The organism is Verrucosispora sp. SN26_14.1, from assembly GCF_004307965.1.
Taxonomy (GTDB): Bacteria; Actinomycetota; Actinomycetes; order Mycobacteriales; family Micromonosporaceae; genus Micromonospora.
Window position 1 is genome coordinate 1 of record NZ_SISL01000175.1, and the last position, 11483, is coordinate 11483.

An 11483-nucleotide genomic window follows, 5' to 3' on the forward strand; every position below is an offset into this window, starting at 1 on the left:
GCGGCGACCGGGACGCCCGGCCGCTCCCGCAGCCGCCGACCCAGCGGGATCGGGTGCCGGAACTCCAGCACCGGCCAGGCGTTCTCCACCGCGAGCTTGCGTAGCTGACGGTCCGGGTTGACCACGCTCGGATGACCCACGCACTCCAACAACGGCCGATCCGTGTACGAGTCGGAGTAGGCGTACGAGTCGGCCAGGTCGTACCCGCGCACCTCGGCCAGCTCGCCGACCGCCTCGACCTTGCTCGGACCGGCCGCGTAGAACTCGACCTCGCCGCTGTACCGCCCGTCCACCACACCCATCCGGGTGGCGATCACGTCGGTGACCCCGAGCAGCGCGCCGATCGGGCGGACCATCTCCTCGCCGGAGGCGGAGACCAGCACGACGTCCCGCCCGGCCGCCTGGTGCTCCTCGATGAGGGCGGCGGCCTCGGCGTACACGTAGGGGTTGATCAGCTCGTGCAGTGTCTCCGCGACGATCTGGCGGACCTGCTCCACCTGCCATCCCTTGCACAGGGTGGCGAGATAGTCCCTGGTTCTGGCCATGGTCTGCTCGTCGGTGCCGCCCAGCCGGAACATCAGCTGCGCGTACGCCGACTTGACCACGTCACGCCGGGTGATCAGCCCGTCCCGGTAGAACGGCCGACCGAACGCCAGGGCGCTCGACTTGGCGATGACGGTCTTGTCCAGATCGAAGAAAGCGGCACTTCGGCCCACGGCGCGAAAGTCTAGCCCGATGGTCTATCGTCGGCGGATGCCCGGGGGCCAAGGACCGTGCGGACCTGCGAGTCGGCCTCCCCGCTGCCTGCGAAGAGTGACTGCACTCACACTCTGCGAAAAGGAATCTGCGGGGAGTGGAGGCTACACCACTCGACGTACACAGGTCCGCTCAGGCAGACTTGTTGGCAGGACGAGTATTCACATCTCGTACAACCGGCAGACTCTCGGCGGTTGCACCCCCCGTAACCGCTGAGCGGGTTCGGCTCGACCCCCCCGGAGCCGAACCTCGACGACCCCCGTCTCCCCCCGACGGGGGTCGTCCCTTTGCGCCGTGAGTGTCCCGGTGCTGGTCACAGGTCGTCTCCGATCTCGTCGGCGGCCTCATTCTGCGGCGTTTCCGAGGTCGGAGGCAGCAGAGAGGCAGCAGAGGCGTTGAACGCGGCCAGGACGCGGGCGGCGTAGTCGTCCGGCGTGTGGGTGTAGCGGTTGAGCGTGGTGGAAGCCTGCTCGTGGCCCATGACCCGCTGCACCAGGTTGATCGGAACGCCGTCGGTGACCAGCCAGGTGGCGTAGGCGTGCCGCAGGTCATGAAAGCGCATCCCACCGACAGCCTTGCTCGCGACGCAGGCGACCGCTTCCCGCTCGGTGGTGAACTCCGCCGACCACTCGACGCCTTCCCGGTCGGGCCAGAGCGCACGGTACCGATGTGGGCCGGCGTCGACGACCTGGCCGAGCAGGCCGGCGCGGACCAGCGAGGGCAGCCAGACCCGGCGGCGGAAGTTCGACCGGCGCAGTGGGCGCCCGACCCGGTCGCGGAAGACCAGCGTGCGCGGGTCCGGGTTGTCGGCGGCGGCGTGCAGCTGGCGCAGCGCGTCGACGAGGAAGCCGGGCAGCGGCACGGTCCGCACTCCGGCGCGACTCTTCGGGTACGGGCGCAGCACGATCCCGCCGTGCGTCTCCTCGGCGACCTGGACGACGCGCAGCGATGCCCGGTCGAGGTCGACAGACGACCAGGTGAGGCCCGCACACTCGCCCCAGCGGAGCCCAGCCCCGGCAGCGGCGCAGACGATCGCACGATGGCGAGGCGGTACCGCCGGGAGCAGCTTGCCGAAGAAGTCCTCTCGACTGATCGTGACCGGCTTGACGTCGCGGGACCGGTCACGGGGCAGCTTGACGCCCTCGGCGGGGTCGACCGCGATCAGCCGCGCCTGAACAGCCGTACGGAGGATCATCGAGAGCAGTTGGTAGCACTTGGCCACAGTGGCGGGAGCAAGTTCGCGGGCAAGCCCGGTCACCCACTCCTGCACCGACATGAAGTCGACCTTCCCGAGTGGCCAGTCACCCCACTTGGGCAGGACATGAGCCCGGAGCAGGGACACGGTTCGCTCGGTGGTGCGCGCTTCGACCGAGCGGGTAGCGAGCCACTGTTGGGCGAAATCACCGAAGCGGGTGCGGCCGGCGTGCGGGTTGACGTAGGTGCCCCGGTTCAGGCTGCCTTCAACCTCCACCAGATAGGCATTGGCCTCCCGCTTCGTGCGGAAGCTCTTCGACTTCTGCTGACCGGCAGGGTCACGCCAGCAGGCGCGGAAGGTCCCGGCCGGAGTCTTGCGTACGAAGCCCATCAGCGCCCCCGACCATGCTCGGTGCCGGTGGCGGTGGGTTCCTCTGCGATGCCGTCAAGCCAGGCATGGAACCGGACACGGGGGATCAGCCAGCGACCACCGAGACGGGTCGCCGGAATCGTGCCGTCACGGACGAGGGCGTACGTGCTGCCGAGCGAGATCCCCAGCAGCTTGGCGACCTCACGCACGGTGTAGGTGACCGGCTCGACGACGGTTGTCCCGGTACGAGGGACGAGCCGAACGACGGGAGCCGGGCGGGCGGTGGTGCTCATGACGGTGACCTCCTCAGGTCTCTCGGGTCAGGCAGCAGCCGGCGCGGTGCCGGCCGGGGTGGTGCCGAGTTCGTGGGCGAGTTCCTCGCGGCCGGCGGCTTGTCGCTCTCTGGCCATGGCGGCGACGGTGTTGGCGAGGAGGGCGTCACCGGTGGTGTGCCAGCCGACACCGGCGAAGGTGAGGGTGCCGACGATGAGGGTGGTGTTCTCGTCGCCGAGCTGGCGGCCGTCTGTCGGGTGCCCGTGTTCCTCGTGCTGCCGGTGGGCGCGGCGAGTGTCGCGCAGGAGTTGGAAGGTGACGGAGTACCGCCGGGCTTTGGTGAGGAAGTGGCCGCCGAAGCCGAGCATGTGCGCCCAGCGGCGTAGCCGGGCGTACGGGTTGGTGTTGGCCGGTTTCGTCGATTCGGTGTCAAGGGCGGCTTGACGTTGGGCGACGCAGACCGGGCAGGCGGCGTATCGGGTGTGGGTACCGCAGTCGGGGCACTCCCAGCGCGGGACGAAGCCGGGGCGGGGTCGGTGGTCGCGGGGCCGCTGGGACAGTGGCACGGGGGTGCCGGTGGGCCGGCCGAGTCGCCAGCAGGCATCGATGAGGCGGGCGGTGTGGTCGCCGTCGGGGTCGGCGTGGTCCCCGATGGTGTCGGCGGTGAGGCGGGTGGAGCGGTGCCCGGTTACCTCGGTGCTCTTGGTGGCGTACTTGGCAAGGTAGCCGGCGACCATGCTGTCGGTGACCTCACCTTGGCCGGTGAGGGTGATGGGTCGGATGTCGAGCTGCTCGCCCCAGGCGATTGGCCAGCCGGCGGGCTGGTCGGGGTGGTCGGGGGTGGTGAAGGCGACCTGTGCGGCGGCGTGCCGGAGCGCGTCAACGAGGTCGTCGACGGTGAACGCGGCCGGTGGTGGGACGACGGCGGCGGGATCGTCGGGGTCGACGCCGTCCAGGCGGACGAGGGCGTGGAAGTGGACCGCGCCGCGTGCTTGGAACTCTGCCGCTTTGCCGTGCGACAGCCGGACCGGTGGGACCGTCCGGATGTTGCCTGAGGCGGTGGTGACCTGGACGCGCGGGATGCCGCGGCGACGGGCGAGCTTGGCCAGGTGCCGTTCCGCGGCTTGTTTGGTGCGGTGCCACAGCTCGCCGGAGTACAGGTTCCAGACGACCTGGTGGTCATGGTCGTAGCAGTCCAGGCACAGCGGCTGACCGAGGACGCTGTCACCGGGCTCGTGTCGTGCCCAGCAGACGGCGGGGCGGCCGTGTGGGCAGTGGCCGGCGGTGGGGTCGTCGGCGCGGCGGGCGTGGCAGGGGTCGGGGCGGCAGTCGCAGCGCTTGCGGTCCCGGCAGGTGTGCTTGCGGACCGCGCGGACGTGGACCGGCCCGAAGGATGGGGCGGTGAAGGTGGGGAACACGGCCGGGTGTTGGGTGACGGTGTCGGGGACGCCCTTGCCGCCGACGAGGCCGGCGCGTAGGAGCTGGTACGCGTCGCGTTGGTAGGTGTGGGCGCAGGATGGGCAGACGGTGGCGCGCCGGTTGCCGCAGGCGGTGTAGATGACCGCGTCGGGCATGGCGTCGGTGTGTCGCTGCTCGACGACGCGTCCGGTGGCCGGTTCGACGGTGAGGAGCTGGCCGGCGAGCCGGATCGGGCGGGTACAACCAGCGGCGGCGCGGACATGCTCGATCCAGCCGAAGTAGTCCGGTCGGGTGGCACGGGTGAAGGCGGCCCCGGCGGCGGTGTAGTCGTAGACGATGGTGTCGGCGTTCGAGCCCACACCCCGGGCCGAAGCGCGGGGTGTGAGGTCCAGCGTCGAGGCCATCAAGCCGCAGTCCCGTTCGGGGTGCGGGTGGTGATGGTGCGTTCGGTGACGATGACCCGGCAGGCGCCGCACTGGCGTTTGGCCGGCTCGTGCCGGTGGCACGGGATCTGGACGGTCTGTCCGCCGCAGCGGACGGTGACCGGTGCCCGGCAGGGTCCGCCGGGGATGACGTCGACGACGGTCCGTCGGATGTCGTAGGGGTGCCCGTCGGGGTGGACGGGGCAGGTGTGGACGACCTGTTCGATGTCGACGAGGTAGATGGTCATCGGGCATCACCGGTCAGGGTGACGAGGAGTTGCCCGGCGACGGCCGGGGCGATGTCGAGCCGATCGGCCAGCTCGACGGCAGTGATCGGTGACCCGGTGTTCTGCTCGTGCTGTACGGCGGCGAACCGGGCCATGGGCAGGAGGTGAGTCGGCACCTCGACCGGCTCCGGCTCGGTGGCCGGCATGGTGGGCTGGATAGCCGGACGGGGTTGCGGGTCGATGGTGAGAGCAGCCGGCGGTGCCGGTTCAGTGGTGACCTGCTCGGCCACCTCAGCCCGGATCGGCTGGGTTGGCTCGACAGCCGGCGCGGTGGGATTGTCGCCCTTGACGGGTGCGAGGACGAGTTTGACCAGGGCCATGAAGGCCAGGGCGGGTACGGCCGAGAGCAGCCAGCCGGAGATGCCCGGCTTGGCGACCGCGAGTTGCGCGGCGAGGGAGAGACCGGCGGCGGCGATGAGCAGGAACAGGGGGTAGCCGATGGGAGCACCGATCCGGCGACGACGCCGGATGGTCAGCAGGCAGGCGATGGGGACGAGTTCGGAGATGACGGCGTTGGCCCAGCCGAACCATTCCCCGGTTCCGGCCGGGGAGTTGTCGAGAGTCCAGTCCTTGACGTGGGTGAAAGAGGCGGCACCGGCGAAGCCGGCGACGACGAACAGGATGAGGACCAGGACGACACCCTCGATTCGGGTGCCGGTGGTGGGTTGACGGTTCATCGGACACCGCCCATGTAGGCCATGGCGATGCCGATGAGCAGGATGACGCCGAAGGTGATCAGGACGCCCATCAGGAGTCTCCTTCGTGGCAGTCGAGGCAGCAGCCGTAGCGGTGCGGGATGTAGTAGGGCTGGACCAGGCCACAGACGGCGCAGGTACGGCGGGCACGCAGTGCCTTGCCGATCGCCTCTCGTTGCGCGGGGGTAGCGGTGCGCTTGGGCTTGGCCAGGTCGAGGCGGTAGAGGTAGGCGACGCGCTTACCGCGCCGCCAGAGGATCTGGGCGACGGGGTCATTCCCGCCGGGACGCAGACCGGCAGCGCAAAGCTGCCGCAGGGTGGCGAGCCCGTTGGGTGCCATCCGGTAGGGGTAGGTGGGGAACCCGAAGCGGGTGCCGGTCGGGTCGTAGTAAGTGGTCACGGCCGGTCTCCCCAGCGTTGCTGGGCGGCTTGGCGGGAGATGCCGAGGCGCTGCCCGATCTCGGCCCAGGAGTAGCCGAAGGAGCGGAGCCCGACGACGGCGTCGGTGATTGCCTCGTCGATGACGGCGGAGAGGGCGACCAGGTCGCGAAGGGCTTCGACGTCCCCGGTGGCGACGCGGCGACCGTGGGCGCGAATGATGCGCCGGGCGAACGCGGCGAACTCGGTGTTCTCGACGACCTCCCGCCGCTTCTGTATGGGGATGCGAGGCGTCAAGGACTTCTTGACAGTGCTCACCGGTTCTCACCCCCGGTGGTGTGGAGGTCATCCCACTCGTCGGCGGCCGTCTCCAGGGCGGTGATGACCTGCTCGGCGGTACGCGCCGGGTCGTCGTTCCACGAGTACGGGGAGGTGCGTTCGTCGATGACGAAGCCGTCCTCGTCGACGAGGAAGACCGGCGCGGTGGTGTCGAGGTAGTCGACAAATGCGTCGAGCGCGGCGAGGTAGTCACCCAGGGCATCGGGGGCGAGTTGGGAGAAGTGCTGCACGCGGTGGCCGGCGGCGGCGATGCCGATGGCCCCGGCGACGCAGGCCGGCGGGGTCGGGGTGTCGGTGGTGGGGCGGTAGTAGGTGCCCTGGTGCCAGCCGTGCCGGCGCAGGTAGAGGGCAGCCATCCGGAGCAGGGCAGCAGTGGTGACCGTTCCGGTGGTAGGTGGGTTCTGGGTAGCCTTCATGGCAGCCACGTCCTTTCAGAAGGGCTTGGTGGGAGGTCGGCGGAACCGGTCTGCTTTCCAGGGCTTGAGCCGGTTCCGTCGGCCGATCAGTTGGCGCGTAGCCGCAGGTAGCGGCGGAATCGGGTGGGATCGCCGGGCACCTGTACGGGTGCTGAGGCGAAGACGAGGAGCCCGCGTTCGGTGGCCAGCTCCATGAGCGTGGCGATCTCCTCGGCCGTACCGATGACGTGTCGGTCGGTGTACCCGGTGGCCGGTGGCGGGGTGCGACGGGCGCGGATCAGCTCTCGCAGTTTCATGCGGCGGTTCCCCAATCGAGTCGAGATCCGGTCGGGTCGGATGAGCGGGTGGGACGACGAGTCCAGGCGGCGTAGTCGGCGATGCCGGCAATCTGGGCGTCGGTCAGGTAGGCGACCTTGATGCGGCGGGGAGTGCCGCCTTCGGCGATGAGGTACGCGGCGCCCTGGTTGGTGGGGGCGATGTCGGTGGCGGTGTAGCCCTGCTCGGCCCATCCGTGGCCGAGGACGATGTTGGAGCTGTTGGGGGTGGTGCAGCGGAACGCGGCGCGGTAGCCGAACAGGTCCCGCAGGCTGGTGGGGATGATGTCGAACGACGGTCGCTGGGTGGCGGCGACGACGGGGATGCCGGCGGCACGGCCTCGGGCGACCAGGTCCCGTAGGAGAGCGACGAACTCTTCCTGTTCCTGCTTGCCGCCGATGGTGGCGGAGTAGAAGGCGATCTCGTCGACCAGGACGGTGATGACGGAGAGGCCGTCGAGAGCGGTGACCTTGCGACGCCCGTGGGCGCGCAGCCACGCGTACCGGTTGTTCATCACCTGCTGTAGGCGTCGGAGGACGTCGAGCGCGGCGGTGATGTCGGGGCCGATGAAGGCGTCGGCGCAGTCTTCCCACTGGCCGAGTTCGACGAGCTTGCCGTCGAGCAGGACGAGGCGGGAGTCAGCCGAGAGAGCGGCGTGGGCCGCGATGGTGTTGAGTAGGCCGGACTTACCGCCGCCGGGTTCACCGCCGGCGAGCAGGTTGCGATAGGCCAGGGTGATGTAGACAGGCTGGCCGAACTCGTCGATGCCGACGAAGATCGGGTCGAACATCGACAGGCCAGGCCCCACCGGAATGCCGGCGGTCGGGGCGGGTGCCGTAGTCATGGGTGCCCTCCTTGGGCGTTGATGGGCGCGGAGAGCCACACGAAGGAGCCCGTAGGGCTCCCCGCGTCCGGGATGGGTTGCGGGATCAGATCCAGTCGGAGACGTCGTCGACGTCCGACGACGCTGCGGATGGCTTGCTGCCGTTGGCCGACGGGGCGGCCTGCTTCTTGGTCTGGATGGGCAGGGTGACCGTGGGTGCCTGAACGTCGGGCAGGTCCAGGGCGGTGGGGATGACCGGCGTCGGTCGGTCGGTGGCCGGAGCGTCGGGAGTGATGACGTCGGCCAGCGGGGACGTGACGGTTGCGGTGAGCACCTCGCGGCGCTTGACGTCGAACCGCAGGTACGCGGCGTTCCCGTCGGAGGCGCGCTCGACCAGGACGGACGAGGCGTGGCAGGTGACGGCGATCTTGTCGAGTCGGCCTTCCAGGTCCGCCAGGGACAGGCCGGGTCGCAGGTAGACCCAGACCCGTTCGCCGACCGGGGTCGGCTTGGCCCACAGAATCAGCGGGAGGGAGCCAGACTGGTTGGCGATGATGAACTGCGCGAAGCAGACGCGCAGCCGGTGGCGCACGATCAGGCACCACACCCAGGCGACGACCTGGCGTCGAACGGTGGGGATGGTGGCCGGAACGCCGAGGACGACCGCGACGACGGCCAGGGTGACGATGGTCGGGGTGTGGGTGGCGAGCTGCACCCACGCCGTCAGCAGAGCGACGGCAAGGATGATTTCGGGGGTCCACCACCACAGCAGCCGCAGGACCGGCCAGATGCGGACCAGGAGCCAGGCCAGCGCGCCGCACGGGACGCCGATGGCCGCGCCGATGAACAGCGCGATGATGGGGTGTACGTAGGAGGCGGCCACCACGGCACCGAGTACGCCGAGGATGACCGCAGTGAGGATGAACGCCATTCGGGCGTTGCGGGCCGAGGACCGGTGAACCTTGGCCTCGATTACTGTCACCGTTCCGGTTGACTTCCGGCCGAACGAGCGGCGAGGGCTAGACTTGGACACGACACGTCCTCCCAAGCAATTGGGCTGGATGGGTTGGAGAGCACGGGGTCGGCAGGTGTAGGAGCCAGTACCGGCCCCGGGCTCGAAATCACTCAGGCCGCGTAGCGACCCGTACTGAACTGGGCAGGCGGGGTCGGCAGGTGTAGAAACCAGTACCGACCCCGCGCCAATTGGATAGGGCAACCACGGGTTGCCAGGGCCGGGAGAATAGGAGCCAGAAACGCTCCCGGACCGAAGATGGATCAGATCAGCGGACCATCAGGCCGCTTCGTGCATCAGACACCAGAGGCTCACACAGCGCGGTGAGCGAAGGACTACTTAGCCGCCGAGTTACCAGCCTTCGGCTTCAGCGAGATGGCGCGGAACGCGACGCCGTTACGCCCGTTGGTCGCCCACGGAATGGCCTCCAACTGCTCGACAGCGACGAGCTGTCCCACCGTCACGCCCGGCTTCTCTCCCGCCGTGGTGATGGTGATGATCTCGCCGCCGGTCTCGTCGAGTACGAAGACCTGGGTGGACCACATGAGCCGGCCGGTGTTCTTCTCCGACCGCTGATTGCCGTTCTGGTCGTTCTTCGGCTCGGGGTCCTTCGTCACCTGAACCTGCTTGCTCTGGGTGTCCACGTACAGCTTCACAACAGACCTCCTGTGTCTCGGGCCAGATATTGAGCTTGTCCCCGGTGGACTCTTGCTCTTGGCCTCCTGCGGATAAGGCTCCCGGAAAGCGGGGGACAGCCCATCCGATGGGCTGGACGACTATGGGACGTCTTGGCTATCGTCTAGTTGTCCCTAGTCGTCCCTTGGGGAGGGTCGGATGCCGAACGACCGGCTACGCGATGCCATCCTGCGCAACGGCCTGACTCCCGTCGTCGTGGCCGAGCGGATCGGAGTCGACCCGAAGACCGTGGAACGGTGGATCACGCAGGACCGGACGCCGTACCCCCGCCACCGGCACGCGATCGCGGCGATGGTGCGTGAGGATGTGCCGTACCTGTGGCCCGACGCGGTGAGTCCGGAGAAGGCGTCGAAGATCGGTCAGAGTGAGATGGTCCAGCTCTACTCCCGGCGATCCTCCGTGCCGTACGACCTATGGCGGCGACTGATCGAACGGGCCGAAACCCGGATTGATGTGCTGGCCTACGCCGGCCTTTTCCTGTTGGAGCAAGACCCGAGGCTCGTTGACGTCCTGCGTCAAAAAGGCGCCGGTGGTGTCGCAGTGACGATCCTGCTCGGGAACCCGGACAGCGCCGCAATCGAGCGGAGAAGCATCGAGGAGGGTGCGCCCGGCGTGATGGCCGCGAAGATTCGTCAGGTGCAGCAGTCGTACAAGCACCTTGACGGCGCACCCGGAGTGACGGTGCTCTACCACGAGACGACGCTGTACAACTCGATCTACCGGTTCGACGATGAGATGCTGGTCAACACGCACGTCTACGGCTTCCCGGCCCCACACGCGCCAGTGATGCACCTCCGCCGGCTCAACGGTGGCGACCTGTTCGGCACATACGCCGACAGCTTCGACCGCGTCCTGTCCGCCTCGAAGCCGCTGCCAGTCGGTGAGGTGGCAGCCTAGAGCCATGGCGAGAACCGAGCACTACCACGACCCGAACGCGCCGAAGGCCAACAGCATCGTCGTGGCCGTCTCCGTCTTCGTCCGCGACGAGCAAGGCCGGGTGCTGCTCATCCAACGCACCGACAACGGCCTGTGGTCACTGCCTGGCGGCGGCCAGGAGATCGGCGAATCGGTCGCCGAGACAGCGGCCCGAGAGACCCGCGAAGAGACCGGCATCAGCGTCGAGGTGACCGGCCTAGTGGGCGTCTACTCCGACCCAGGCCACGTCGTTGCCTACTCAGACGGCGAGGTACGACAGCAGTTCTCGCTCTGCTTCCGAGCCGTCCCCGTCGGCGGCACCCCGACCCCGAGTGACGAGTCAAGCGACGTTCGATGGGTGGCCCGCGACGAGCTGGATGCGCTCGACATCCACCCGTCGACCCTGCTCCGCATCAGCCACGGCTACGAGGACCGCGCCGAGCCCTACATAGGCTGAGAGACGCTGCCAACAAGCCGTTGTTGAGTCCGCTGCACAGCGGCGACCATCTCCGGTTCCGCCCGGCCGATGAACCGGGTAACCAGGTGCTCCGGCCCGTACCGCGACCGAATCTCGGCCAGCCGCTCCAACACCTCGAAGTCCTGCCCGTCCGGCCCGGTCGTCATGTCTGAGAAGCAGAGCGCGTCTGTTACCGCGGTTTCCTCCCGAGGGAACTCGGCGGCCAGGATCTCACCGAGTCCACGCTCCTCCGCTTCCAGCCAGGCGCAGGAGTGGTGAGCCACCAGGGCAGCAATCCGCTCGTTGAACCGCTCCCGCCGCAGCCAGCGGCCCCCGTCGAGCGAGTGAAAGCCGGTGTCGACCAGATCCGGGCTGTAACCCACGTCATGCAGCCACGCCGAGGCCACGAGCACCGCACGATCCTCGACCGGTACGGCAGTGCTGACCCGGTCCGCCTTGGCGGCCACCGCTTGGACGTGACTCCACCGACGAGGTAGCGGAATCTCCAGCAGATGCCGCGCAACTTCCCGAGCGGTGTCGACGAGGTCGGCCATGCCGCCAGGGTACGGAGCGCGCGAGGTCCGCACCATCCTGTGTCCGCTGGGCGACGGCACGAGGCCAGCCGGCTACCGGCTACCGGCGATGTGGTTCAAACTTTCTGTACGTCTTCAAGGCGGCCCTGAACGGGCCGCACGCGCCGCCGCCTGGGCGCGCGC

16 protein-coding genes are annotated in these 11483 nt (G+C 68.8%); 2 read left to right on the forward strand and 14 right to left on the reverse strand.

Going from position 1 to position 11483, the window contains the following annotated elements:
- The 13 genes from EYA84_RS16780 to EYA84_RS16840 all read right to left on the reverse strand — a co-directional run.
- On the reverse strand, nt 1-716 hold a 716-nt coding region (locus tag EYA84_RS16780), incomplete at its 3' end, for an HAD family phosphatase (protein ID WP_131054012.1).
- Between the two features lie 353 nt (nt 717-1069).
- Nucleotides 1070-2341, reverse strand: a complete 1272-nt coding sequence (locus EYA84_RS16785) for a site-specific integrase (RefSeq protein ID WP_236145806.1) — start codon at nt 2339-2341, stop codon at nt 1070-1072.
- On the reverse strand, nt 2341-2613 hold the full coding sequence (locus EYA84_RS16790; RefSeq protein WP_131054013.1) for a helix-turn-helix domain-containing protein: 273 nt from the start codon (nt 2611-2613) through the stop codon (nt 2341-2343). The genes EYA84_RS16785 and EYA84_RS16790 overlap by 1 nt, the downstream gene beginning before the upstream one ends.
- A 27-nt stretch (nt 2614-2640) precedes the next feature.
- On the reverse strand, nt 2641-4416 hold the full coding sequence (locus EYA84_RS16795; RefSeq protein WP_131054014.1) for a replication initiator: 1776 nt from the start codon (nt 4414-4416) through the stop codon (nt 2641-2643).
- On the reverse strand, nt 4416-4682 hold the full coding sequence (locus EYA84_RS16800; RefSeq protein ID WP_131054015.1) for a hypothetical protein: 267 nt from the start codon (nt 4680-4682) through the stop codon (nt 4416-4418). The genes EYA84_RS16795 and EYA84_RS16800 overlap by 1 nt, the downstream gene beginning before the upstream one ends.
- Nucleotides 4679-5398, reverse strand: a complete 720-nt coding sequence (locus tag EYA84_RS16805; RefSeq protein WP_131054016.1) for a hypothetical protein — start codon at nt 5396-5398, stop codon at nt 4679-4681. Before EYA84_RS16805 ends, EYA84_RS16800 begins: the two co-directional genes overlap by 4 nt.
- A 70-nt stretch (nt 5399-5468) precedes the next feature.
- Nucleotides 5469-5816 (reverse strand): RRQRL motif-containing zinc-binding protein, encoded by a 348-nt coding sequence (locus EYA84_RS16810; protein WP_343232774.1) that lies wholly within the window; start codon nt 5814-5816, stop codon nt 5469-5471.
- Complete coding sequence (locus EYA84_RS16815) at nt 5813-6112, reverse strand: hypothetical protein (RefSeq protein WP_131054017.1); 300 nt, start codon at nt 6110-6112, stop codon at nt 5813-5815. The genes EYA84_RS16810 and EYA84_RS16815 overlap by 4 nt, the downstream gene beginning before the upstream one ends.
- Nucleotides 6109-6549 carry a hypothetical protein gene (locus EYA84_RS16820; protein WP_131054018.1) on the reverse strand — a complete coding sequence of 147 codons (441 nt, stop codon included), beginning with the start codon at nt 6547-6549 and terminating at the stop codon, nt 6109-6111. The genes EYA84_RS16815 and EYA84_RS16820 overlap by 4 nt, the downstream gene beginning before the upstream one ends.
- Before the next feature lie 86 nt (nt 6550-6635).
- Nucleotides 6636-6845 carry a hypothetical protein gene (locus EYA84_RS16825; RefSeq protein ID WP_131054019.1) on the reverse strand — a complete coding sequence of 70 codons (210 nt, stop codon included), beginning with the start codon at nt 6843-6845 and terminating at the stop codon, nt 6636-6638.
- Nucleotides 6842-7708: an FtsK/SpoIIIE domain-containing protein gene (locus EYA84_RS16830; protein ID WP_131054020.1), complete on the reverse strand. Its 867-nt coding sequence runs from the start codon at nt 7706-7708 to the stop codon at nt 6842-6844. The genes EYA84_RS16825 and EYA84_RS16830 overlap by 4 nt, the downstream gene beginning before the upstream one ends.
- Before the next feature lie 85 nt (nt 7709-7793).
- The gene (locus EYA84_RS16835; RefSeq protein ID WP_131054021.1) at nt 7794-8669 is read right to left on the reverse strand and encodes a hypothetical protein; all 876 of its coding nucleotides are present in this window, start codon (nt 8667-8669) and stop codon (nt 7794-7796) included.
- A 365-nt stretch (nt 8670-9034) separates the two neighbouring features.
- Entirely contained in the window at nt 9035-9355 is a 321-nt protein-coding gene (locus EYA84_RS16840) for a hypothetical protein (protein ID WP_089021118.1), read from the reverse strand.
- A 178-nt stretch (nt 9356-9533) separates the two neighbouring features.
- Between EYA84_RS16840 and EYA84_RS16845 the strand changes: the two genes are divergently transcribed.
- Nucleotides 9534-10292 (forward strand): XRE family transcriptional regulator, encoded by a 759-nt coding sequence (locus EYA84_RS16845; RefSeq protein WP_131054022.1) that lies wholly within the window; start codon nt 9534-9536, stop codon nt 10290-10292.
- Nucleotides 10293-10296: 4 nt separating this feature from the next.
- Nucleotides 10297-10767, forward strand: a complete 471-nt coding sequence (locus tag EYA84_RS16850) for an NUDIX hydrolase (protein WP_131054023.1) — start codon at nt 10297-10299, stop codon at nt 10765-10767.
- Here the strand turns inward: EYA84_RS16850 and EYA84_RS16855 are convergent.
- The gene (locus EYA84_RS16855) at nt 10755-11321 is read right to left on the reverse strand and encodes an HD domain-containing protein (protein ID WP_131054024.1); all 567 of its coding nucleotides are present in this window, start codon (nt 11319-11321) and stop codon (nt 10755-10757) included. The genes EYA84_RS16850 and EYA84_RS16855 overlap by 13 nt on opposite strands.
- Nucleotides 11322-11483: the final 162 nt, after the last annotated feature.

Bases quoted from the DNA above. Each gene is read 5' to 3' on its own strand.
- EYA84_RS16845 (WP_131054022.1), top strand. From the start codon at position 9,534: ATGCCGAACGACCGGCTACGCGATGCCATCCTGCGCAACGGCCTGACT.
- EYA84_RS16795 (WP_131054014.1), bottom strand. From the start codon at position 4,416: ATGGCCTCGACGCTGGACCTCACACCCCGCGCTTCGGCCCGGGGTGTG.
- EYA84_RS16785 (WP_236145806.1), bottom strand. From the start codon at position 2,341: ATGGGCTTCGTACGCAAGACTCCGGCCGGGACCTTCCGCGCCTGCTGG.
- EYA84_RS16830 (WP_131054020.1), bottom strand. From the start codon at position 7,708: ATGACTACGGCACCCGCCCCGACCGCCGGCATTCCGGTGGGGCCTGGC.
- EYA84_RS16800 (WP_131054015.1), bottom strand. From the start codon at position 4,682: ATGACCATCTACCTCGTCGACATCGAACAGGTCGTCCACACCTGCCCC.
- EYA84_RS16820 (WP_131054018.1), bottom strand. From the start codon at position 6,549: ATGAAGGCTACCCAGAACCCACCTACCACCGGAACGGTCACCACTGCT.
- EYA84_RS16855 (WP_131054024.1), bottom strand. From the start codon at position 11,321: ATGGCCGACCTCGTCGACACCGCTCGGGAAGTTGCGCGGCATCTGCTG.
- EYA84_RS16790 (WP_131054013.1), bottom strand. From the start codon at position 2,613: ATGAGCACCACCGCCCGCCCGGCTCCCGTCGTTCGGCTCGTCCCTCGT.
- EYA84_RS16850 (WP_131054023.1), top strand. From the start codon at position 10,297: ATGGCGAGAACCGAGCACTACCACGACCCGAACGCGCCGAAGGCCAAC.
- EYA84_RS16825 (WP_131054019.1), bottom strand. From the start codon at position 6,845: ATGAAACTGCGAGAGCTGATCCGCGCCCGTCGCACCCCGCCACCGGCC.
- EYA84_RS16805 (WP_131054016.1), bottom strand. From the start codon at position 5,398: ATGAACCGTCAACCCACCACCGGCACCCGAATCGAGGGTGTCGTCCTG.